Annotated in this window: 17 protein-coding genes; 13 read left to right on the forward strand and 4 right to left on the reverse strand. The window is 29.7% G+C overall.

Going from position 1 to position 25,403, the window contains the following annotated elements; translation table 11 throughout:
• Positions 1–210 precede the first annotated feature (210 nt).
• The 3 genes from Ccar_RS02910 (at position 211) to Ccar_RS02920 (ending at position 4,251) form a co-directional block, all read left to right on the forward strand.
• Positions 211–1,593 (forward strand): MATE family efflux transporter, encoded by a 1,383-nt coding sequence (locus tag Ccar_RS02910; protein ID WP_007058966.1) that lies wholly within the window; start codon positions 211–213, stop codon positions 1,591–1,593.
• 809 nt (positions 1,594–2,402) lie between these two features.
• Positions 2,403–3,008: a dienelactone hydrolase family protein gene (locus tag Ccar_RS02915; protein ID WP_007058965.1), complete on the forward strand. Its 606-nt coding sequence runs from the start codon at positions 2,403–2,405 to the stop codon at positions 3,006–3,008.
• 214 nt (positions 3,009–3,222) lie between these two features.
• Positions 3,223–4,251 (forward strand): PocR ligand-binding domain-containing protein, encoded by a 1,029-nt coding sequence (locus tag Ccar_RS02920; protein WP_007058964.1) that lies wholly within the window; start codon positions 3,223–3,225, stop codon positions 4,249–4,251.
• A 71-nt stretch (positions 4,252–4,322) separates the two neighbouring features.
• Here Ccar_RS02920 and Ccar_RS02925 read toward each other — a convergent pair whose 3' ends face one another.
• Positions 4,323–5,318, reverse strand: coding sequence for a DUF5050 domain-containing protein (locus Ccar_RS02925; RefSeq protein WP_007058963.1), 996 nt, complete (start codon positions 5,316–5,318; stop codon positions 4,323–4,325).
• A gap of 602 nt (positions 5,319–5,920) precedes the next feature.
• On the opposite strand from Ccar_RS02925, the gene Ccar_RS02930 reads away from it, so the two are divergent.
• The 3 genes from Ccar_RS02930 (at position 5,921) to Ccar_RS02940 (ending at position 10,371) form a co-directional block, all read left to right on the forward strand.
• On the forward strand, positions 5,921–7,840 hold the full coding sequence (locus Ccar_RS02930) for an OPT/YSL family transporter (protein WP_007058962.1): 1,920 nt from the start codon (positions 5,921–5,923) through the stop codon (positions 7,838–7,840).
• Entirely contained in the window at positions 7,830–8,180 is a 351-nt protein-coding gene (locus Ccar_RS02935; RefSeq protein ID WP_007058961.1) for a PqqD family peptide modification chaperone, read from the forward strand. Before Ccar_RS02930 ends, Ccar_RS02935 begins: the two co-directional genes overlap by 11 nt.
• Positions 8,181–8,451: 271 nt before the next feature.
• The gene (locus tag Ccar_RS02940) at positions 8,452–10,371 is read left to right on the forward strand and encodes an OPT/YSL family transporter (RefSeq protein ID WP_007058960.1); all 1,920 of its coding nucleotides are present in this window, start codon (positions 8,452–8,454) and stop codon (positions 10,369–10,371) included.
• A gap of 116 nt (positions 10,372–10,487) precedes the next feature.
• Here Ccar_RS02940 and Ccar_RS02945 read toward each other — a convergent pair whose 3' ends face one another.
• From Ccar_RS02945 to Ccar_RS02955, 3 genes are read right to left on the reverse strand one after another with little or no spacing between them, the layout of a single operon-like run.
• Positions 10,488–11,156 (reverse strand): DUF1266 domain-containing protein, encoded by a 669-nt coding sequence (locus tag Ccar_RS02945; RefSeq protein ID WP_007058959.1) that lies wholly within the window; start codon positions 11,154–11,156, stop codon positions 10,488–10,490.
• Positions 11,140–13,716, reverse strand: coding sequence for a J domain-containing protein (locus tag Ccar_RS02950; RefSeq protein WP_007058958.1), 2,577 nt, complete (start codon positions 13,714–13,716; stop codon positions 11,140–11,142). The genes Ccar_RS02945 and Ccar_RS02950 overlap by 17 nt, the downstream gene beginning before the upstream one ends.
• Before the next feature lies 1 nt (position 13,717).
• Positions 13,718–15,418 carry a molecular chaperone HscC gene (locus Ccar_RS02955; protein WP_007058957.1) on the reverse strand — a complete coding sequence of 567 codons (1,701 nt, stop codon included), beginning with the start codon at positions 15,416–15,418 and terminating at the stop codon, positions 13,718–13,720.
• Positions 15,419–15,843: 425 nt separating this feature from the next.
• On the opposite strand from Ccar_RS02955, the gene Ccar_RS02960 reads away from it, so the two are divergent.
• From Ccar_RS02960 to Ccar_RS02990, 7 genes are all read left to right on the forward strand, one after another.
• Positions 15,844–17,184, forward strand: coding sequence for a hypothetical protein (locus Ccar_RS02960; protein WP_007058956.1), 1,341 nt, complete (start codon positions 15,844–15,846; stop codon positions 17,182–17,184).
• Positions 17,185–17,247: 63 nt separating this feature from the next.
• The gene (locus Ccar_RS02965) at positions 17,248–18,279 is read left to right on the forward strand and encodes a U32 family peptidase (RefSeq protein WP_035774097.1); all 1,032 of its coding nucleotides are present in this window, start codon (positions 17,248–17,250) and stop codon (positions 18,277–18,279) included.
• A gap of 2 nt (positions 18,280–18,281) precedes the next feature.
• Entirely contained in the window at positions 18,282–19,382 is a 1,101-nt protein-coding gene (locus Ccar_RS02970) for a UvrB/UvrC motif-containing protein (RefSeq protein WP_007058954.1), read from the forward strand.
• A gap of 283 nt (positions 19,383–19,665) precedes the next feature.
• On the forward strand, positions 19,666–19,974 hold the full coding sequence (locus Ccar_RS02975) for an MGMT family protein (protein ID WP_007058953.1): 309 nt from the start codon (positions 19,666–19,668) through the stop codon (positions 19,972–19,974).
• 177 nt (positions 19,975–20,151) lie between these two features.
• Entirely contained in the window at positions 20,152–22,815 is a 2,664-nt protein-coding gene (locus tag Ccar_RS02980; RefSeq protein ID WP_007058952.1) for a translation factor GTPase family protein, read from the forward strand.
• Between the two features lie 115 nt (positions 22,816–22,930).
• Positions 22,931–23,548, forward strand: coding sequence for a response regulator transcription factor (locus Ccar_RS02985; RefSeq protein ID WP_169823838.1), 618 nt, complete (start codon positions 22,931–22,933; stop codon positions 23,546–23,548).
• 107 nt (positions 23,549–23,655) lie between these two features.
• A complete protein-coding gene (locus Ccar_RS02990; RefSeq protein ID WP_007058950.1) occupies positions 23,656–25,260 on the forward strand; it encodes a M28 family peptidase in 1,605 nt (534 codons plus the stop codon).
• Positions 25,261–25,403: the final 143 nt, after the last annotated feature.

Below are 25,403 nucleotides of genomic sequence, written 5' to 3' on the forward strand. Positions count from 1 at the left end.
ATATTAAGTGTAGAGATTTTTTATATCTGTATTGAGAGCTGTAGATGTAAAATTTCGGCTGTGAAAGTATTTTTAATGCTTTTGTAGGAATTTATAATCAAAAAATTGTTGTTGCATATAAAAGTAGTATATAATATAATGATAATTATGCATTGATATAGTTGAGTATGCAACCATACCAATGCATAACATTTATATGGAGGGAAATGTATGAACAAAACAAACGAATTAGGTACAGAAAGTATTGGGAAGCTTTTATTAAAATTTTCAATTCCTTCGGTAATTGGAATGGTGGTTAATATGCTTTACAATATTGTAGATAGAATATTTGTCGGTAGAGGAGTAGGTTCTATAGCGCTTTCAGGAGTTGCAGTAACATTTCCAATAGTTAATGTAATAATGGGTTTTGCAATGCTGGCTGGAATTGGTGCAGCAGCTGTAATTTCAATAAAGCTTGGTCAGCATAAAAAAGAAGATGCTGAAAAAGTATTAGGAAATGCATTTACCTTACTTGTTATATTTTCATTATGTATAACTATTTTTGGAATATCATTTCTAAATCCAATTCTTAAGGTGCTTGGAGCAAGTAATGAAACTTTACCTTATGCTAGAGACTTTAGTTTTATAATTCTTTTAGGTGTAATGCTTCAAAGTGTAAGTATGGGACTTAATAATATCATTCGTGCAGAAGGTAATCCTAAAACTGCCATGCTCACAATGTTAATAGGTGCGGTACTTAATTTTATAGCAAATCCAATATTTATATTTGTACTTCATTTAGGAGTAAAAGGTTCTGCTCTTGCAACTATTGTTTCACAAAGTGTTACTGTGATTTGGACATTGCAGTATTTTACAGGTGGAAAAAGCTTATTAAAATTAACCAAGAAAAATATGAAGTTGGATAAAGTTGTAGTAAAAGAAATAATATCTATTGGTATGTCACCATTTGCGATGCAAATGGCTGCAAGTTTAGTTACTATTACTTTTAATAAAAGTCTTGCTATATACGGAGGAGATATTGCAATAGGAGCATTTTCTCTTATAATGAGTGTAACTATGCTTATACTTATGCCTATTTTTGGAATAAATCAAGGTGCTCAGCCTATAATTGGTTATAACTATGGAGCTAAACAATATGACAGAGTAAAAAAGACTGTATTTTACGCATCAGCAGCAGCTACAGTAATAACTACTTTAGGATTTATAATGGTTCAGTTATTCCCAGTACAAATAATAAGTATTTTTAATACCAGTGATAAAAGTCTTATAAGCATGGGAGCTAGAGGACTTAGAATAGATCTTTTGTTCTTCCCAATTGTAGGAAGTTCAATAGTTTGTACCAACTATTTTCAAGCAATAGCTAAAGCTAAGTTATCTACAATATTGAGTCTTTTAAGACAAGTTATAATGATTATACCACTGCTTATTATACTTCCACCATTTTTTAAATTAGATGGTGTATGGATGGCTCAACCTATAGCAGATGTATTGAGTACAGCAATTACATTGATTCTTGCAGTAAAGCAGATGAAAACATTGGGACATTCACAAAAAATCACTGAAGATAGAGCTGTATCAGATGCAGCGCGTTAGTTAAGCAGAGAAGTTTCATAATTAAAAATAGGAAGTTAGCAATGGTAGTGATGGGATAAATTAAAGTTAGAAACTAACATGATTTTAATTGATTAAGAGTTAGCATAAGATTAAAATGTTATCCAAAAATTACCGGTATATAATAAACACAAAAAGGTTACTATAATAGCATAGGGTATGTAACAGTTGAGCCAAGATTTATATGTGCTTTGAATAGAGGTATATATGAATCGGCCAACGATTATATATAGGTTATTGTGAAATAGCTTATATGTGGTTAGAGGGAAGATTTTATATTGTGGGGAAAAGCTTTAGTATAGTCAACAAAATTGATTATATTAGGGTTCCAACTTATGATATAAGGTCGAGCTAAGATTATATGGAGTGTTGAAATGATTATATACAGCCGAGAGGTTGTGTGTAGTTGTGTAGATATTTTATATAGTCGAAGGAACCATTATTATAGGTAATGAACTGCTTTATTATGGTGGGAACATCATAGTGAGGTAATATATGTTATCTATAGTGGTGCAACTTAGATTATTACGTGCTCTGTTTATAGAAGAACTATAAGTGGATTTTTAATACAAATCTGTTTATAGTTCTTTTTCATTTTAATTATAGAATAGTTCATGAATTTATAGCTGAACAAATATGAATTGTTTTTTTGTAATCACTTATCTTTATATAAATATTTATTATATTGCATTTAACGTAATGTTTTTGATAAAAAAGTGAGAATAAGTTATAATATGCACATATATTATTAAAATTTTAAAATATTAACTAATTATTTAAAGGAGAGTCATATGGAAATTATAAATAATTCATCTTCTGTAATAATAGTATTACATGAAATATATGGAATTAATCAGCATATACAAAAGGTTTGTGAAAAATTTTCTATAAAAGGATATGATGTTATTTGTCCAAATTTAATTAATGTGAACAAGCCTTTTAATTATAATTTTCAAGAGGAAGCTTATAAATATTTCACAAAGAGTATTGGATTTGATTCGGCAGTTTGTCAAGTGAAGCAGCTTCTTATGGAAGCAAAGCAGCAATATAAGCATGTATATTTATTGGGGTACAGTATAGGTGCAACAATTGCATGGTTATGCAGCAGTGAAAAAAATATATGTGATGGCATCATAGGATATTATGGTTCACGAATTAGAGACTATATAGATATTACTCCCAAATGTCCAGTCTTGCTAATTTTTCCTAAAAAAGAAAAATCATTTAATGTACAGGAATTAGTTATAGCTTTGAAAAAATTAAATATTGATATTTATATGTTAAGTGGAAAACATGGATTTAGTGATCCGTTTTGTGAAAATTATAATGAGAAGTCATTCCAGGAAGCAGAAATATTAGTAGATAATTTTTTAGAAAAGATAAATTTTATTTTTTAATATAGAGAGTTGAGATTCGTAAAATTATTTATTTTAATTAAAGTTGGAGGCTGCTTGTAACACAAGTCAAAACACAATTAATGTAAAAATTATGTTGAAAGTTAAGCATAAATGTAAAATTTATGCATGAAAATGTTGAAATAACATTACACTTGATGTACAATATTCCATAAAGATGTATAAAGTTATCTAAAATGGAAAGGGGCTGATTAATTTGGGGCATAATGGTAATCAACATTCTTGGTTGGATGAAGTCGAATTAAAAGATTTGATAGATTTAAATCTTTTGCAAAAATTTCAAGATGATTTTGCAAATAGCTTTGGTATAGCAAGTATAACCTTAGATAAGGATGGAAATGCGCTAACTAATGGTAGTAATCTTACAGATTTTTGCATGAAATATACTCATGGTTCTAAGTTAGGAGAAAAAAGATGCTTGGAATGTGATTTAAAGGGACTTAACGAGTCAATAAGAACTGGAGAAGCTGTTACATATGATTGTCATGCAGGTCTAGTGGATTTTGCAGCACCAATAATTGTTAATGGAAAGCACTTAGGTGGAATATATGGTGGTCAAATAACAAATAATGAACTAGATGAAGAAAAAATTAGGCAGTTGGCAAGGGAATTGGATATTAATGAGGACCAGTATGTAGCTGCTTCTAAAAAAGTGCATGTTATTTCAAAAAAAGAATTGAAAATTGCGGCTGAAGTTTTACATACAGTTGGTAACACTTTAGTTCAAATTGGTGTCAAACAGTATTTGTTTAAAAAAATGTTTGAAACGTTAAAAGAAAATGTTGAACAAGCTTCTTCTTTAATAGATAATTTAGCTTCTTCTTCTGTAGAAATATCAACAAATCAACAGCAGCTTAATAATGAAGTAAAAAAAGTAGAGAATTTTTCAAGTGAAATACTTAATATATCAGAATCTATAAAGCAAATTGCCAATGAAACCAATATGCTGGGTTTGAATGCTGCAATAGAAGCTGCAAGAGCTGGAAGTGCTGGTGCTGGTTTTGGTATAGTTGCTGATCAGATTAGAAAATTATCCTTGAAGTCAAAAGAAACAGCAAATGGCATAGCAAATGTCAATTTATCTATAAAAGAATCTGTGGATAGTTCAGTTCAGATGTCTAATGGTACTTTATCATTGACAGAACAACAGGCAGCTTCACTTGAAGAAGTTAGCGCTAATTTGGAAGAACTAAAAGAATTATCACAAAATTTAAATACACTATAATCTTAACTACATGAATAAAAGGGCAAACACTTAAAATTTTACATGTGTTTGCTCTAAATTATTTATTTTTACTATTTCATCATGAGAAATAGTTTATTTAATACTTTTATACCACCATTACTATTTGAGCTATTGAGGGTTTTCTTGTTTTCACCATTTATATCCTGTCTATAAATTGTAGTATCCTTATCCTTGACTTTATAATATATGTAATTATCTATCCTTTGAGCTTTTGAAACACTGCAAGCTGTTAATTTTGTTATATTTAATGTTTCTATATTAAGCATATAGAGCATGTTTTCTACATATTTAGCTTCTATATCAGTAAAGCCTTCATAAGTAAATAGAACATATTGCTTAAATACCCCGAGTATATTATTACACTGATTAGTTTCATAAACTTTTTTTCCAGTTTGTAAATCTTTTATAACTGCTAAACTAAGATTTTTGTCCTTGTATATAATGTAATTATTATAAAAATAAACATCTTTACAAAAAGTCTCAACTACAGATTCCTTATTTTTATAATTTATATTAAATTTTTTTAGCACTTCTTCTCCTTCATAAGGGTAGTTTTTTCTTTTATAATATATATTATCTTTAAAATAATGGAGATCAGAAATACATCCAATGGATTCATGTAATATAGAACTATTCTTATTGTACAATGTCATTGATTTTATGTAACTTTTGAAATTATGATTTTCACAGTAATATATGACTTCATCATTGATGCAGTAAGCATTAATGTAAGACAAATTATTATATATTATATAAGTATCTTTTCCTTCTAAATTACACTTAATTAACATAATTTCATTTTCATGTTTTATAGTATAAAATATACTATCTTTTACTATTACAGCATTTTCTACTTTAGAATCTACTATTAATTCTCTTTTTCCATCATATTTAGAAATTCTATATAATTTATAGTATTGTGAAGAATCAATATAATAGATAAATTCGCCTGTGTCTACATAAGTATTTATATTAACTTTATCATAAATATCAGCTATATTCTCTGAATCATTTACGGTCAAAACCGTTTTATCCAAATTTTTCATGGCAATCTCCTCGTTTTTATTTATCGATTAAAATATTATTATCTTTTCCAGAATTCACTAGTCTTATGTAATGGGAATTAATTGAGGTACAATACATATTATCTATAGTAGTGCAATTGAATTAGTATAAAAGAACTATATTGAAAAAAAGAAATTAAACTTTCATTAACAAAAATTAAAGAATGTTAAAAATCTGACGTATCAAATGCTGTAGAATATGTTCGAAATAAAAATATTGAGATTAAATATGTAGAATATTCATAAAATGAGCAAAATTTTTATATATTATTTAAATTGAATGTGTTTGATTATAAAATACCATAACAGTTTGATGTATTAGAATTTTAATAAGTGGGATAGGTTGAAAAACAGAGCTAAAGCTATATATAACCTTTAAATACAAAATATAGAATTTCAATTAATGACGGTATTGCTATTTACAAACCATTTTAATTCTTTTAATGAATAATTTTTTTTATTTATAAAATTAAAAAAGTGTATTTTTAGCAATAATTATGGTATAATCTATTTTATAATTATAGTTATACTATAATGAATTGCAGTGTTACCATAATTATAAAATATAAAAGGAGGTACATCTTATGGATAAAAAATTATCTAAAGATGCATATGGTGGCGTAGCGGGTAAAGACTACGTTCCTTACATTTCCGGTGGTTCTAAATCTGGTGGAAATGTTGCTGTATTAACAATCGGTATTATTTTAGCTGCATTATTTGCAGCATCTACTGCCTATTCAGGTATGAAATCAGGGCTTACAGTTGCTGCTGGTATACCTGGTTCAATAATAGGTTCCGCATTTATAGCTATATTTGCTAAACAAAAAGGTATTCTTGGCAAAAACTTAGTTCAAGGTATGTCAAGTGGTGGTGAATCCATTGCTAGTGGTATGATATTTGTTTTGCCAGCAATACTTTTAATAGGTTCAAAAGTTACTTTCTTAGAAGGTTTTATTGTTGGTGTTGGTGGAGTTTTATTTGGTGTAGGTGGAGCTTCACTTGTTCATAATTATTTAATGATTGAAGAACATGGAAAATTAATGTACCCTGAATCAATGGCTATATCTGAAACACTTGTTGCTTCAGAAGGTGCTGGTGAATCAATGAAGTACATGGGAATAGGCTTTGGAATAGGTGGTGTTATAACTGTTATAACTAGTTCATTTTTAAATGTAACTAATAACGTTATAAGCTATGTAAACGAATCTTTTTATAAATGGAAGCTTGAAGTTGAAGTTAACCCTTTATTATTAGGTATAGGCTTTATAGTTGGTATGGATGTTTCTTTAATGATGTTTGCTGGTTCTATACTATCTAACTTTGCTGTTTTGCCTTTAATAGGTTATTTTGTTTCTCTTGGTCAGGGAAGTGCAACTGTATGGAATAATCCTCATGTTACTATAGGTGCAATGCAAGTTAAAGACATAGCTGGTAGTTATGTAAAATATATAGGAGCAGGTATGATGCTTTCAGGTGGTTTAATAGGTGCTGTAAGACTTATACCAACTATAGTATCTTCTATACAAGAAACTCTTAATGCTAAATCTTCAAATACTGGCAGTTCATCTGTTGGAAATTTTATAATAATTGGAGGTATAGTAGTAGGCTTTATAGGTGGTTTCGTGGTGTCTGGTGGTAATATAGCTATGGCAATATCTGGAGCTATTTTATCAATAATTTTATCATTACTATTTGTTATAGTTTCTGGTCGTTTAACTGGTACTATAGGTACTTCAAACCTTCCTGTATCAGGTATGACTATAGCTTCTATAGTTGTTGTAACATTATTGTTTGTTGTAATGGGATGGAAAACTCCTGAAGATAACAGATCATTACTTTTATTTGGTACTTTTATAGTTACTGCAATATCTGCAGCTGGTGGATATTGTCAATCACAAAAAGTTACCTTTATAATTGGTGGTGACAAAAATGAAATGCAAAAATATTTTACTATAGCTGGTATAGTTGGTGTTGTAATAGTTACTGGTGTTATATTAGTACTTTCTAGTCAGCTTGCAATGACTGGTGACAATGTGCCATTTGCATTACCTCAGGCTAACTTGATGTCAACATTAACTGCAGGTATAATGTCAGGTAAATTACCTTGGGTTATGATAATTGTTGGTGCCGTTATGGGATTGTTCTTATACTTATTAAAACTTCCTGTAATGACAATTGCTATAGGATTTTACTTACCAATATCTACAAACTCTATAATATTAATAGGTGCTTTCATGCGTTTATTTGTAGAAAAAATGTCCAAGTCTGAAAAAGTAAAAGAAGCTAGGGTTGCTAATGGTATAAGCTTATCTTCTGGACTTGTTGCTGGCGGTTCTATAATAGGACTTGTAGGTATAATACTTATAAATGTAGTAAAAGTTATAAAAGTAGGCGAACCAAGTGGATTTGCTGCTTCTAATGGAATGGCATATATAATACTTATAGCTTTAATAATAGCTTCTGTAGTGCCTATATTAAACAGTAAGGTGAAAGATGCTGAATAACAACGAAGATGTTTTAAATATAATATTTAAAATTGTTGATAATTTAGAATATGAAGTGGACAAGGACAATATTGTGACTATACTTGAAAAACAAGATCACAAGATTCAAAGGTTCTTTAGAAAACTTAAATTTAGAATTCCAGAATATAAAAAAACTACTCTGGATGAATATGCAAGTTATGTGTTTTTACAAGTAGATGGCAAGAAAACAGTAAAAGATATTGGAGAAAATCTAGAAACAAAGTATGGTGACGAAGCTCACCCGACTTATGAAAGATTACTACTATTTTTAAACCATATCGATGTTAATTGTCACTACATAGAAAAAACAAATTTGTAATGAAAAAGATGGTACTATAATATAAGTGCCATCTTTATTTTTTTATTATATTTTCTATTTCAAGGCCATTCTTATAAAGCTTAATAAGCTGATCTTTTTTAATGATTTTCATATTAAACCATCCTTTTAATTAGCATAGTGTATTTATATTATCTTGGGCAATAAAGCATTCAGAATTAAAGAAGAAAATTGATAGATAGTTAAAAAGAATACTAAATGTATAGAAAATTTGAGAAATGAGGACAATATTTCTTGAAGGAGGTGTTTTTTTATGGATAATAAGTTATCTAAAAATGCATATGGTGGAATAGCTGGTAAAGAATATGTCCCTTATATTTCAAAGGGCTCGAGGTCTGGTGGAAATGGTGTTGTACTAATAATTGGTATTATTTTAGCTGCACTATTTGCAGCATCTACTGCTTATTCAGGTATGAAATCAGGGCTTACAGTTGCTGCTGGTATACCTGGTTCTATAATAGGTTCTGCATTTATAGCTGTACTTGCAAAACAAAAAGGTATTCTTGGTAAAAACTTACTTCAAGGTATGTCAAGTGGTGGAGAATCAATTGCCAGTGGTATGATATTTGTTTTGCCAGCAATATTTTTAATAGGTTCTAAAGTTTCTTTTTTAGAAGGATTTACTGTTGGAGTAGGTGGGGTTTTATTTGGTATAGGAATAGCTTCGCTTGTTTATAATTATCTCATTGTTGAAGAACATGGGAAATTGATGTACCCTGAATCCATGGCCATATCTGAAACACTTGTTGCTTCAGAAGGTGCTGGAGAATCAATGAAGTATATGGGAATTGGATTTGTAATAGGTGGTATTATAACTGTTATAACTAGTTCATTTTTAAATATAGCTAACAATGTTATAAGCTACATAAATGAGTCCTTTTATAAGTGGAGATTTGAAGTTGAAGTTAATCCTCTATTACTGGGTATAGGATTTATAGTTGGTATGGATGTTTCATTAACTATGTTTGCAGGTTCCATATTGTCTAACTTTGCTGTTTTGCCTTTAATAGGCTATTTTGCAGGTTTTGGAAAAGGTGGAGCTAATGTATGGAACAATCCAGGTGTAGCTATAAGTGCCATGCAGGTCAAACATATAGCTGGTAGTTATGTAAAATATATTGGAGCAGGTATGATGCTTTCTGGTGGATTAATAGGTGCCATAAGGCTTATACCAACTATAGTATCTTCTATACAAGAAACTCTTAATGCTAAGTCCACAAATGGTGAGGGAGGCTCATCTGCAGGAACTTTAATATTATTGGGTGGTATAGTGGTAGGTTTTATAGGTGGATTTTTAGTATCTGGTGGCAATATGGTAATGGCAATAACTGCTTCTATTTTGTCATTATTCTTATCAATGCTATTTGTTATAGTTTCTGGTCGTTTAACTGGGACTATAGGAACTTCCAACCTTCCTGTGTCTGGTATGACTATATCTTCTATAGTTCTTGTAACATTGCTATTTGTCATAATGGGGTGGAAAAATCCTGGAAGTAATAGATCGTTACTTTTATTTGGTACATTTATAGTTACTGCTATAGCTACGGCTGGTGGTTATTGTCAATCACAAAAAGTTACTTTTGTAATTGGTGGAGATAAAAATGAAATGCAAAAATATTTTGCTGTGGCTGGTGTGGTTGGTGTTGCAGTAGTTACTGGTACCATATTAGTACTTTCAAGCCAGCTTGCAATGACTGGTGATAAAGTACCATTTGCACTACCTCAAGCTAATTTAATGTCAACGCTAACTGCGGGTATAATGTCAGGTAAGCTTCCTTGGGTTATGATAATTGCTGGTGCTGTTATGGGAATAGTTTTATTTTTATTAGACCTTCCTATAATGACAGTTGCTATAGGATTCTATTTACCAATATCTACAACTTCTATAATATTAATAGGTGCAATAGTTCGTCTGCTTGTAGAAAGAGCTTCTAAATCAGAAAGGGAAAAAGAAGTTAGAGTTTCTAATGGCATAAGTTTATCTTCAGGACTTGTTGCCGGTGGTTCTATAATAGGACTTATTGGTATAATATTTCAAGTATCAGGTGTTATAAAAGGAACTGAGCCCAGTGGATTTGCTGCTTCTAATGGAATGGCATTTGTAATATTAGCAATTCTAATAATAGCTACTATGATACCTATACTGAACAGTAAAATAAAGAATGATGAATAGCAACGAAGATGTTTTGAATACAATAAGCCATTGCTTAATAGTGCGAAGCAATGGCTTTTTAATTTTGATGATTATATACTGTACTTCCACTAAGTAAGACTCATTGATTTTTAGACTTACTCTAAGTTTGTATTCCAATCTAATGTATTCCAAGGACTTTCTTTATCTATAATTAAATTTTTAATCTTGGAAACTTGTTCTTCAGCGGAATCTGCAGACATGTTTTTTAACCAGGTTTGCCTTCCTGCAATGTAAGCTAATCCATATTCCCTCCAGCTGGAGTAGGCCTTTTGTGCAAGTTTAGCAACTTTAAGCATAAGATTCCAAGCTTCTTCGCTGGATATATAATTAAGGAAAACTCCATCTCTACATAAAAATATATATCTACCATAATCCCATGCGATTACGCCTGCATTAGGAGTAATTTTGTCATAATTTTTGATAAGACTGTACTGAATGTATTTTGAAGAATTCTTATCAAGTCTGTTCAAATATGTGTTTTGTTCAGTTTCAGAAAGAGTAGAAAAAAAGTACCTTTCCTGTAAAAAATCAATTCCATGACCATCCTTAAGAAGCCAGTTAAGAGATCCTAGAAGGTCGGCTTTATTTGATATACCCCAATCACGTTTCATCATATGTCTATTATCTTCTATTAGTTCAGGTGTTTTTTCACATCCACATAAAGTATCATGACGATAATCGTTTTGTTCACCTAATACTGAACTTAAAGCTATCATCCAAAGTTGAGCCTCGCTTAAGTTATCTGGGTTATAAATCTTCTTCATAATTTTCTCCTATACTAATATTTAAAGTAGGTAAATTTAAAGGGTAATGATCTAATGGTTTAGTAGAAGGCCAAGCTTTTTGTGAAGACGGATTTGTTTTGAACATTAAAAATCCTTTTCTGCACTGATATTTTAGAATACCTTCATAACGAACTTTAAAATCTTCATTAGAAGGATCAGTATCTAATGCCTCTTTAGCAAACTTAAGTGCATTTTTCTTGTTGCCTGATTCATAATAAACCATACTTAAATAACTTAATAAATCACCACTTTTTAATCCTAATTCAAGTGCATTTTCAAGATTGTAAATAGCAATTTTGCATAAGCCCTTTTTGTATAAAATTACACCATAATGGAATTCAGTGTATGGATTTAATTTAATATCATGATTTTTCTTCACAAAGCCTTCATAATCTGAAGAAGCACTTCCTCCATTTATAAAATCATTGAGTTCAGCACAAAGCCAAATAGAGTTAATATATGCATCTTCATCCTCTTTATTAATCTCTAATATTTTCTCATAATATTCAAAAGCCTTTTTGAAATCCTGTTTATATGAATAGCAATATGCTAGAAGTTTAAGTATTTTGCAGCTGTCAGGTTTTAATTCATAAGCTGTAAGATAGTCTTTAAGGGCTCTTGATACATCTCCAGTAGCTCTATGGATATCTCCTATTAGTATGAAACCAAAAGGATCTTTAGGATTAGCATCACAATAAAGCTTTATCTGCTTAAGAGCAGCTCTCAAATCTTTAAGTTTAAAATGAGTTAAAGCTAGACGCAAATGTATATCCTTAATAGATGTATGCCAGTCTAATGCTTCTTTAAAAGAATTTGCGGCCTCCTCATATTCTCCTAATTGAAGATGACAATAACCTTTTCTATACCATGCGTTAGAAAAAGAATATCTATGATCTACAACTACACGATGATCATCCCTTGCTTCTTTGAAATTTTTCAAAGCATAGTGAGCAATTCCTCTAATAGAATAATATATCCATTTAGATGGATTAATTTTAATAGCTTCATCACAAAATTCTACAGCCTTATGATGATCACCATTACATCTATAAGCATCACCAAGGTTAGATAGGAGCTCAGCATCATACCTATTTATTTTTAGAGCAGCTTTAAAATCCTTTAATGCTGCATCAAAATCTTGTTTTAATTCTAAGAAGAATACTCCTCTGTAGAAAAGTGATTCATAACCATTTTTACCTTCTTCATATGACAGTGCTAGGGCTTTATCAAAGAATTTTAAGCATTTTTCCTCTTCTTTCATGTTATATAAAGCTCTTGCTAATAATAAATACATATCAGAATTTACATCCACATTTTTAGGCAGTCTTTTAATAGTATTGTAGCATTGTTCAAAATAATCCATTTCAAAATAGATTTTAGCTAATTCGTATAATATGCTAATATTTTCAGGATCATTAGCTAACTTTTCACTATATTCATCAATTAACTTAGCATTTATTTCAAGTATACATGCACGAGAATCAACATCATAAGGGCATGTTTCAGATATTTGTTCATATAAAATTTTTGATTCTAGTAGGTTATTAAAATGGAAATAACACCTTGCAAGTCCTCTTAAAGCTGATACATTGTCAGGCATTAAAGTAAGAGCTTGTTGAAAATCATAATAAGCACTATTTATTTCTTTAAGCTTTAAGAATATATATCCTCTATTTAAGTATCCATCAATTTCCTTTGGAGCAACCTCTATTAAATGAGTAAAAGTTGATTTTGAATTTTGTAAGTTGTCCAACCTCAAATAGTATGTACCTAGCATTCTAAGTAAATCAGGATCATTAGGGAATATCTCCATAGCGGCTTTTAAAGATTTTTCAGAAGCTTCTAGATTATTATTTATTAGTGCATTAAAAGCAGTTAAACGAAGAGATATAAATTCATCATAATTACATTCATAATCCTTTTTAAAGAATTCATAACGTAAGCTGCACGGAGAATAAATCTGACTCATAATGAAATTTATAAAAGATTCATCAAATTGTTTATATAAATCATTTTCTTCTTCAGTCCAGAAAAAGTATTCATTTAATAAAAGCCAAACATCATGTGGAAGATTATAGTTATCCATTAAAAATTCCAGCATATTAAAACTTAAGGCTTTTTTTATATCTAATACCCAAAAGGTTTCATCTTCCAATAATTCTCTCCAATTGTTGATGTCAATTCTCTTAAAGAAGTCATTGTATATTGAATGAACTCTATTCATAAATTTGTCTACTAAGTTTTCAGAAACATTTGTTGGTTCATTTTCATTAAAATCATTATAAGTGTTAGGAAATTTAGTTTTTAATGTTATATCTTCATTTTGTAAAACTGCTTTTTCATCTTTAACAATATTTGAAGATTTAACTTCTTTTATATATTTTGCTTCTTTTAAGGCAGATTCATAGGCTTCTCTAAGCTTTTGAAAGCCTTCCGGGTCATCCTCAGGGTGATATAATTTTAATTTACTAGCATAAGCTCGTTTAATTGCTTTTATATCAACTGTAGGTTCAATATCTAATATATTCCAATAATTCATTTTAAAACTCCTGATATTTTTCTATTTGATCTAATTTTTTCTTTAATACATTGGCAGCTTTTCTTATTTCATCATTATTTTGACGCTTCAATATATACTCAAAATCTTGAAGCATGTTGTCAATTAAAATTCTGTCGTTTCCTAGATATTCTTCATAAAGACGTTCTCCTCGAGCAATAAGTAGTTTATTTTCCATTCTGTCTCTTGGATGAATCTTTATACTTTCTAAAGCTTTAAGCCTCTTTGTAATTTCTTCTTCAGACATCATACCTGGATTTTCTTCAATAACTATTCTCTTTTTTAATCCAGTTTCAACAGCAGTTACTTCTACCTCCAAAATTCCATTAATATCATAGGTGTATCTTACAGCAATAGCCTCCATGCCAGCGGGAGCTTGTGGTACATCAATGTTTAGTTCTCCAAGTTTAATATTATTTTCTATAAGACGGCTTTCTCCTTGATATATCCCAATATTTATGGATTTTTGGTTATCATATATTGTATACAAAAGTTCTTGCTTACTTGCAGGTATTACAGTGTTACGTTCTATAATTGGAAAGAAATGTCCTGGCTCAAATTTGCCGGAAGTATCTCTAACTACTACATCAGTACCAAGAGTATACGGACAAACATCTGTAAGTACAACTTCTTTTAATACAGAATTTCTTTCTTTCATTGCAGATTGTATTCCTGCTCCTAAAGCAACTGCTTCATCAGGATTAATACTGCAGCAAGGTATTCTGCCAAAGAGTTTACTTATAAAACTGCTTATTAAAGGCATTCTAGTAGCACCACCAACTAGGATTATAGAATCAAGCTCATCTGGATTTATTGAAGCATCTTTTAAAGCTCTTTCAATAGGATTTCTAAGTTTATTAATAAGTGATTTAGCTGCAACTTCAAATTCCTGGCGGGTTATGTTAAATTCTAAAACTTGTCCATCTATGTGACAGCTCATAAAAGCAGAATTGTTTTCCTTAAGATTTCTTTTGCAAATTTCTGCCTGCTTTCTTAAAGCAACATATACTTTGAGATCTAAAGTTTCTTTATTTAATTTGTGGTGTTCAATAAATAGGTTAACAAGAACTTCGGTAAAATCTTCTCCGCCTAAAAAGTTATTTCCAGATACAGCTCTTACTTCCATTACATTTTCAAACAATTCTAATATAGAAACATCAAAGGTTCCACCACCTAAATCAAAAACTAAGAAGTTTGATTCTGTTTCTTTTTGGTGAAGCCCATAAGCAATTGCTGCAGCTGTAGGTTCGTTTATTAATCTTTCTACCTTTAGTCCAGCCAATCTACCAGCTCTTTGAGTAGCTTTTCTTTGAGTATCATTGAAATACGCAGGTACACTAATTATAACTTCTTCTACAGGTTCACCTAGATATGCTTCAGCGTCCATCTTTAAAGAACGTATAATAAAGGATGAGAGTTCTTCTGGTAAAAACTTATGATCTCCTATATGAAAGGCTTTATTGGTTCCCATATAACGTTTAAAAGCAGCAACAGTGCAATGAGGATGAGTGATTAAACGTTCCTTTGCCACTTGTCCTACTAATATTTCGCCATTATCATCAATGCTTACAACAGAAGGTGTTAACTTGCTGCCTAGGGCATTGGGTATTATTATGGGACCATTTTCTGTGAAATATGATATTAAACTATTTGTAGTACCTAAATCTATTCCCAAAATGGCCATGTTAAGTCCTCCTAAATTGATCTATAACTCAACTTTTACACATATAAAATTTTCAGTAACCATTAACTAAAAGCATTGAGTCCATTATGATTAAATTGCGAAAGTTGAATTTTGTAATTTTAACTGTTTATTTTTCTATTTTTATGAAACATATATAATTATAGTAGAATTTTGCCAAAAAATAAATAGATTATGAAATATTTGAAGGAAGAAGAGATCTAATGATATCTTACTGGCAGGTAGTTTTAGTAGAAATTTTTTAATAATTGAATTTGTTCTACTGTTTTTTCATAAGTTATTGCTCTTCTTTTATATTTTCAATATTATAATACTGAGGGTGGGGCTATTTAATTATATATTGTGCTAAATAATAATATATAATTAGATTGTAATAGAGTATATTTATTAAGAGGAGGTATCACATTTTGGGAATGGAAGAAGTAGAATTTTTACCATCAGGAATTTTAACCTGTTTATTAAATGACAGAGAAGTACGTATATTAAAAATATCTCCTAAAAAGTTAACTGTGCGTTTGGCTGATGAAATAGATAAAATAGATTGTTTAAAAGTAATATTTTATATATTTGATGAAGGCAGATATGAGGAAGTAATAATAAAAAATTACAACATTATAGAAAAAAGAAAAGAGGAGTTCAGTTTAACATATGTTTTTTCTATTGAAATGGATGAATATTCAAATAATGTAAGAAATATTTTTAAAAACTATTCAACATATGTTAGGTTAAAAGCTTTTGGTGATGATAATGAATTTTCAAAGGAAATGGTTGGATATCCAGCAGAATTGGATTATGAATTTTATAAGTATTATCTAGAACAGAAAAGAGACTGGATGTCAGGGCTAAATTATTCAGAATGGAATGAGAACATTATTGATTCAATAGAGGTAGCTATTGCTTTAGATAATGATATTTTATATAAGAAGTATATGAACAAGGATATCAGGAGTTTTAAAAATGATTATTTAAAAGAGAATTTTGTAGATAATCATAAATTGTTTCAAAAAGATATTACCAGGCTTTATATTGGAAATGAATTTTGCCATAATTTATTTCCACAAATGAAAATGTTAATGAATATGATGCAAAAGGCCAAAGAAGAAGAACTTCAGATAACTTTATGTTTTACATATATGAGAGAGTGTTATATAGAAAAAACGAGAGATGTTATAGATAAAGTATATAATTGGTGTGATGAAAATAATGTGGTAATAGAGATTATAGTAAATGACTTTGGAATGCTGAAATTGGTTGAGAATAAAACAAATTGTTTTAAGTTGTCCTTAGGGGTTTTATTGAATAAGAGAAAAAAAGATCCAAGATATATTTATAAGAAGGGATATATGGAGAACAAGAAACTAATGTCAGAAAACAACCTTAATAGTTCAATTTTTAATAAGTTTTTGAAAGACTACAAAATACAACGATATGAATACGAAAGCTGTGGATATAAAATTTCTATTGCAGAAGGCTACCATAGTATGCATATTCCTTTTTATCAAACAAACACATCACAATATTGCCCACTATATGCAATGTGTACAACCATGGACAGGGGAAATCAGAAGCTTGTTACTGCATGCCCAAAGTATTGCAATGATTATGTTTTTTCTTATCCCAAGCATTTAAAAATGGTTGGAAGGTACAATTCTTTATTTGCTTTTGATGATACTTTACTGAAAAAACCAAAGGAAGTAGAGTATTACATAAATAGTGGTATAGATAGATTTGTTTTGAATTTTATATAGCGTAAGATATGAGCAGGAAAGTAAACCAATAGGCGCTTGTATTGTACTTAGGAGGAAAATATGATGAAGATAACAGCAGGACTAGGCTGTATTGATGATTATAAAACATTAGTGAAAGCTGGGGCAGATGAAGTATTTTGTGGATTTGTACCCTATGAGTGGAATAAAAAATATGGCAATCTGTTTCCTTTAAATAGAAGAGAAGTGCTTTATTATAATATTCAGATAAGTTCTCTGGAGGATATGAAAATACTTAAAAGGATGGTTGATATATATAAGGTGCCAGTGAGTATAACTTTTAATTATTTATACTACCTTGAAGAACAATATGAAATGATAGCCAAAATAATAAAAGATTTAATAGATATTGGTTTTAATGAATTCATTATAGCAGATATTGCACTTATATTATATTTGAAAGATAAGAATATAATATGTTTCATACATTTAAGTGGAGAATGTGCTGAATTAAATCGTTTTTTCATTGATTTTTTTAATAAACTCAATATATCCCGTTACATATTCCACAGGAAAAATTCAATTGAAGATATGAAATCATGTATAAATAATAATAAAATGAAAAACTTAGAGTATGAAGCATTTATTTTAAATGAAAGATGCCATTATACTGGGGCTTTTTGTAATTCTCTGCACTGCGATGAAATGATACATTTGTGTAAAATGCCATATCAGTTATCAAAAGTAGATGAATATGCAAATAACTTTAAAGAAGTAGATAGAAGGCTTGAGCTATATTATAAAGATCTGGAAAATAAGTATAATGAAGAAATTTATATGGAAAATCAATGTTATACAGGAAATGAAGACGAAATGAAAGATTCATATGTTTTGGGTAAGACAGGCTGCGGATTATGTTCTTTAAAAGAACTAAAAAAGGCTGGTATTACACATTTAAAAGTGGTTGGAAGAGGAAATTCCATTGAGAATATGGAGAGAGATGTACGAAATTTAAAAAAAGCTGTAGATATGTTGGATGATATTGAAGATAGCAAGAGTTATGAAAAAGTAGTAAAAGATAAATTGCTACATGGAAAATGTAATGGGGAATGTTATTACTCAACTAGGAGGATATAACTTTGGATATAAAAGAAAAAGTTAAAAAACTGCCTTTTTCACCAGGAGTATATCTTATGAAAGATTCACTGGATACTATTATTTATGTGGGAAAATCTAAAAATCTAAGAAATAGGGTTGGGTCTTATTTTATAAATTCTAAATCACATTCTCCAAAAGTAATAAAGTTAGTGAAAAACCTTAAGGATTTTGATTATATCTTAACAGATACTGAATTTGAAGCTTTACTTCTTGAATGCAAATTAATCAGAGAAATTAAACCAATATATAATAGACAAATGAAAAATACCAAAGGTTATTGTTATATTAAAATAAATATGAATGAGAAATATCCAGATATTGAAATTGTCAGTGAGACTAACAATTCTGATGGAAATCTTTATTTTGGGCCTTATACTAATAAAAATACTATAGAAAAAGGGCTTTATGGTATAAAGGAACATAGCAAAATTTTATGTACTAATAGTTCTCGAAAGGCCTCAGGCTGTATAAAGTATTCTAGAAATTTGTGTATTGGTATGTGTACAGCTAATCCTCCTAAGAAGCATTATTTTGCTTTAGTGGAAAAAGTGATAAAGCTTCTTAATGGAACTGATTTTACTATTCTTGAAGAAATGGATCAGGAAATGAATAATGCTGCTGAAAACTTTGATTTTGAACGTGCAGCTAAATATAGAGATTATATAAGGGCAATAAAGCATTTGATAAGTACTGCGAAAATTATTGCATTTACAGAAGCCAATAAAAATATTGCTTTAGTAGAGTTTTTAAATGATAAAGAAATTAAGTTTTTTTTAATAAGATATAATAAGGTAATTTTCAGTGAAAAATATAAAATTAGTGATTTTGGTGTTGATGAAATAAAGAACAAATTGAAAAGTAATATTATATCCTATTTTGGTAATGCTTTAAAAACTTCAGTTAATATTGGCAAGAATGAAATAGATGAAGCTCATATAATATATAATTATTTAAAAGGTAAAGAAAGTACATGTAAATATATAGTGATTCCAGAAGGATGGATTAGTGAAATAGGTAGTTTAAGTATTAATAGAACTGTTGATAAATTTATTTTAGATAACTTATTTAATATACAAAAATAAGAAGTTTGTAATATGGTAAGAAAAATCTTAAAGGATACTAAGTACTGACAAATACTTAGTCAAGGCAAGTTGGACGATAATGAATACACTTAATGCATTGAAAAGATTTTTGTATCATATTTAAATTTAATGGCTTCATTATCACTGTCCCTCACTATGTTGCGTTGATACACTGTTTATTTTTTGTTAGTATTATATCACCAAGACAGAACATTAAATATTAAAATATTGTTTAAAGATATAACAATATATCCAAGTAAGGCTTCATATTGCAGGTGAATATATGAAAAAAATTATGGATGAAAAATTAATTTATGAAATACTTTCCGTTGTGGAAGAAATCCCAGAAGGGAAAGTGGCTACGTATGGACAAATTGCTGGCCTTATTGGTAGAGCCAAAAATGCGCGACTTGTCGGGAAGGTTCTTAGCCAAGCAGAATTTTATGGGAGATATCCATGTCATCGTGTGGTAAATCATGCTGGAAGGTTGGCACCTGGGTGGCAAGAACAACGATTTCTGCTATTAGAAGAAGGTGTATCCTTTAAAGATGCGAATCATGTTGATATGAAGGAAAATCAGTGGGAATGTTAGGATGCAGATTAAACATGAATGAACAGAATTATTTAAATTCCATAAACTAAAAAAGAAAGGTAATTTTCCATATTTGATTATAATTATCAACTTATTTGTCTAATCAAGACATTTGCTATTAAACAAGATATAATATATATATAAGTTAATACCAAAGTAAAGGAATTGAAATAGATCATGAAAAAAATAGTAGTAGGAATATTAGCACACGTAGATGCGGGAAAAACAACATTATCAGAAAGTATGCTATATTTAAGTGGAAAAATTCGAAAGCTAGGAAGAGTAGACAATAAAGATGCTTATCTAGATACCTATAGGCTCGAGAAAGAAAGAGGAATAACCATATTCTCAAAGCAAGCCATATTTCAGGTGGATGAAGTACAAATTACTTTGCTTGACACTCCAGGGCATGTAGACTTTTCAGCAGAGATGGAAAGAACACTTCAAGTATTAGATTATGCAATATTAGTCATAAGTGGTGCTGATGGAATACAGGGTCATACCCAAACTTTATGGCGTTTATTGTCTATATATAAAATTCCAGTGTTTATATTCATTAATAAAATGGATCAAGTAGGCACTGATAAGGAAAAGCTTATGAAAGAGCTAAAAAATAGATTAAATGATGGATGTATAGAGTTTCAAGAAAATGATATGGATATTTTTTATGACCAAATTGCAATGTGTGACGAAAAGGTTATGGAGAATTTTATAGAAACAGGTGAAATCAAAAGCGCTCTGATTTCTGAACTAATAAAGAGTCGTAAGGTTTTTCCATGTTATTTTGGATCTGCACTTAAATTAGAAGGTGTAGAAGAGTTTATTAATGGAATAGTAAAGTATTCTGAAAGACCTTTATATGTGGAGGAGTTTGGTGCAAAAGTATTTAAAATTTCTAGAGATGATCAAGGAAACCGTCTAACCTTTATGAAGATAACTGGAGGAAGCTTAAAGGTTAAGACAGCTTTAACCAATAAACCTACAGACATAGAAAACAGTACATATAATATTTGGGAAGAGAAAGTAAATCAAATTCGAATTTACTCAGGTCAGAAATTTGAACTTGTAAGTGAAGCAGAGGCTGGATCAATATGTGTGGTTACTGGACTTACAAAAACTTATCCAGGTGAAGGGCTTGGCGTCGAAAGTGCATCTTCTAAACCACTGCTTGAGCCGGTATTGTCATATCAGGTTATATTAAAAGAGGACTGTGATCCAAGAATCTTGCTTCCAAAGCTGCGTGAAATAGAGGAGGAGGAACCTGAACTTCATATTATTTGGGAGGAGAATTTGCAAGAAATTCAGGTTCAAATAATGGGAGAAGTACAAATTGAAATTTTACAAAGTATTATAAAAGATCGTTTTGATATTGATGTAACATTCGATTCTGGAACTATACTTTATAAAGAAACAATTTTGAATACTGTAGAAGGGGTTGGTCATTTTGAGCCTCTAAGACATTATGCTGAGGTACATCTATTGATGGAGCCTGGGGAACTTGGCAGAGGCTTACAGTTTTTTATGAACTGTAGTGAAGATTGTTTGGAAAAGAACTGGCAGAGATTGATACTGACTCATTTAGAAGAAAAGGCTCATAAAGGTGTTTTAACTGGATCAATGATAACAGATATGAAAATAACATTAGTTGCAGGAAGGGCCCATAAAAAGCATACTGAGGGTGGTGATTTTAGAGAAGCCACTTATCGTGCAGTGAGACAGGGGCTTATGCAGGCAAATTCTATATTGCTAGAACCATATTATGAATTTCAATTAGAGCTGCCGGAAAAAATGGTGGGAAGGGCCATGACGGATATTGAAAAAATGCATGGAACCTGCGAAATAACTGGGGTAAATGGAGATATAGCAGCAGTTGTAGGAAGCGCCCCTGTGGTTACCATGAGAAACTATCAAAGAGATGTGATTAGCTATACTAAAGGCAAGGGAAGATTATTTTACAGTTTAAAGGGATATGCACCTTGTCATAATTCAGATGAGATTATAAAAAGCATTGCATATAATCCAGAAAGAGATACATCAAACCCTACAGGTTCAGTTTTTTGTGCTAATGGTACTGGTTTCTTAGTGAATTGGGATGAGGTTAAAAATTATATGCATTTAGAAAGCTATTTGCAGAAAGAAAAAAGCACTAGTTCACAAATAACAAAAAAATCATCCCAAGCACAGGAGCAGTCTATAGGCTTAGATGAAATTGATGAGATTATAAGTAAAACCTTTTATGCAAATCAAGGTAAAAAATCTATTTGGAAAAAAAGAAGAACTGCCTTAGAGAGCCATTATAAAACTGATACTTATAGCAGTGTAAATAATATATCAAAGGAAAACTACCTATTGGTGGATGGTTATAATATTGTTTTTGCTTGGGAGGGTCTAAGGGAAATTGCAAAGGATAATATTGATGCAGCCAGGACAAAATTACTAGATATTTTATGTAATTATCAAGCTATTAAAGAAAATAAAATTATCGTAGTTTTTGATGCTTACCGTGTTCAAGGGCACCAGGTGGAAATATATGATTATAATAACATTCATGTTGTTTATACAAAAGAAGCGGAAACTGCAGATCAATATATTGAAAAATTTGTTCATCAGAACCACGGAAATTACAGTATAACAGTTGCCACTTCAGATAACTTAGAACAGATAATCATTAGAGGAAACGGAGCAGCCTTATTATCTGCTATGGAGTTAATGGGCGAAATAGAGTGGGCTAATAAAAAAATGATGGAAGAATATAGTGAAAAACATAGGATGGAACATAATGTTTTATCTGATACGTTATCTGAAGAAAACAAAGAACAATTTAATAAATTTTTAAAATAGTGGAATGGCAAATGGAGTATATATATTTGCACAACTTGTAATAGGAGGGCACATGGTTCATATAATAATTATTTTACATTTTCTATGTTTTTCATTAGGCGTAGGATGTATTACATTGAGTTGGTTAGTATATAAAAAGCATAAAAAAAGTATATTGAAAGACATAGTCATAGGAGAAACTATTTTTTCTATATGGTTTTTAATAGACACGCTATTCATTTATGTTAGAAAAATATTATCAGAATATAATATAGAGAATATTGTTAAGGTAGTAAGTTATTTTCTAGCAGCAGCAGTTATTTTTTATGCATATAGAATTATTAAGAAGGTTAAGGATAATGGATTATATAAAAAAATAAATGTGCAGATAAAAATCATTATAGGATTAATAATAGTAACATTTATATTATTTTTATTTAGTTATAAGATTATATTTCTCAAAAATGTACCTTACTTATGTTTAATATATATACTTCAATGTATATTAGGAATAATATGCTGTATTAAAGAAGAAAGAGAAATAGTGCAGGAAGAAAAAAAGGATTTAAAATGTCTTACTAATAGGGAAAAGGAAATTGCTGGTTATATTTGCATGGGGTTAAGCAATAAGGAAATTGGTGAGAAATTATTTATATCCGCTAATACTGTAAAAAATCACGTTTATAATATTTATAAAAAAGTAAATGTAAAAAACAAAGTAGAGCTTATAAACCTTATAAATAAAGGGGACTAGTACTAATGTACTAGCCCTTTTTTGTAAAATGGGAGCTTTAGACTATATATAAATAAAAAAAGAATTATTATACTCTTCTCGTACAGTAAGTATTAGGAGGAGAAGGTATGAAAAAAAGAAAAATTATAATTTTAATGGTATGCATTTTATCAATTTTAATAGGATGTATAACAATGTATTATCCAAATTCAAAGGAGAATAGTAGAGAGTTTTCCTATGTGAGGGCAAAGGAGGATTTAAAGGTAATAACCAAAGAGCCACATTCAACTCTATTTCATCAAGAATCATTAAAAGATGTAAGACAATATTTAGTTAATGAACTAAAAGAATTAAATATGAATCCAAAGGTTTTCAGTTATAAAAATATAAAAAATGATAAAGGGCAAGCAGCTGATTTAAATAATATATATGGGAAAATCGATGGTAAAAATGGAAGTTACATATTACTTGTAGCCCATTATGATTCTGCGGGAAGTAATCCTCAAAATAGCGGGGGATATTCTTTTGGAGCATCAGATGATGGATATGGTGTTGCAACAATATTAGAAACATTAAGAAGCATAAGAAACAGTGGAAAAACATTAGAAAATGGTATTAAGGTATTAATAACAGATGGAGAAGAGATGCATTTAATTGGATCAAGGGAGGAATTTAATAATAATTTCTCTTTATACAAAAATGTATCATACGTTATTAATTTAGAAGCTAGAGGGACTAGTGGACCTGCAATAATGTTTCAGACAAATGAAAAAAATAATAGAGTATTGGATTTGTACAAAAAAGCAAAATATCCTATAACAACATCATTAATTACAGATTTATATAAGGATTCAGGTAGATCAGATTTTTTAAATATTAAAAAGAAAGGATTAGCAGGCATTAATTTAACTACATTAGATAATGTAGAGTACTATCATACTCCAGAGGATTCTTATAAAAATATTTCTGATAAAAGCTTTATGCATTATGAAGAGCAGGTATTACCGATAGTTAAAGAATTTATTTATTCTGATAAATATAATGACTCAAGTTATTTTAAACAAGGAAATGAATCTATATTCTTTACCATATTACCTAATGTGATTTTAGATTATAGTGTTACTTTAGGAAGAATATTAGGCAGTATAGTTATAATTGCAGCTATAGGAGTAATGCTATGTAACAAGGACAAGCTCAAAGGTACATTAAAATCAGCAGCGAAAAATTTGATTCATAGTATAGGTGCAGCAATATTAGGTCTGATTATTAGTTTTGGTCTAGCAACTGTTTGGAGAGTTAATTTTACTTTAAACCATATGGGGAAGGTTCCAGGAGATGATATTTTAGTTATTGTTTTGCCAATAGTGTTATTAGGATTTGTGTTTAAAATAGAAATGAAAAAGAAAGATAAGCTATGTGAAAACTTTTTAGCTGGAGTATTAATTCAAACAATATTATTGTGTATATCAATGATATATTTACCTGGTGCTAGTTATTTGACTATGATACCATTGATGCTAACTTTTCTCTCATTAGGAATAATAAAATTAACTAATAATGAAAAAGCAAAATATGCTTTGCTGCTAACTACAGCAGTAATGATTATATTATATATTCCATTAATGAATATATTCCATATGGCATTCTCTATAGCAGCTTTACCATTTATATTTTTATTTTTGACCATAATGAAATCTTTATTGTTCCCAACAATAAATAAAATGATAAATTAGTTTACTAAGAATATCTTCTTTAAGGGTATTTATATTAAATATAGTTATTCTACGGAAGTACCCACAAAAAAGTAAGTAATTTACTTTCTATTTAATGCTTCTATAATGTAATTATAGATATGAAGTAAAATAAGATAATTAAT

It is taken from the genome of Clostridium carboxidivorans P7 (genome assembly GCF_001038625.1).
Classification (GTDB): Bacteria; Bacillota; Clostridia; order Clostridiales; family Clostridiaceae; genus Clostridium_AM; species Clostridium_AM carboxidivorans.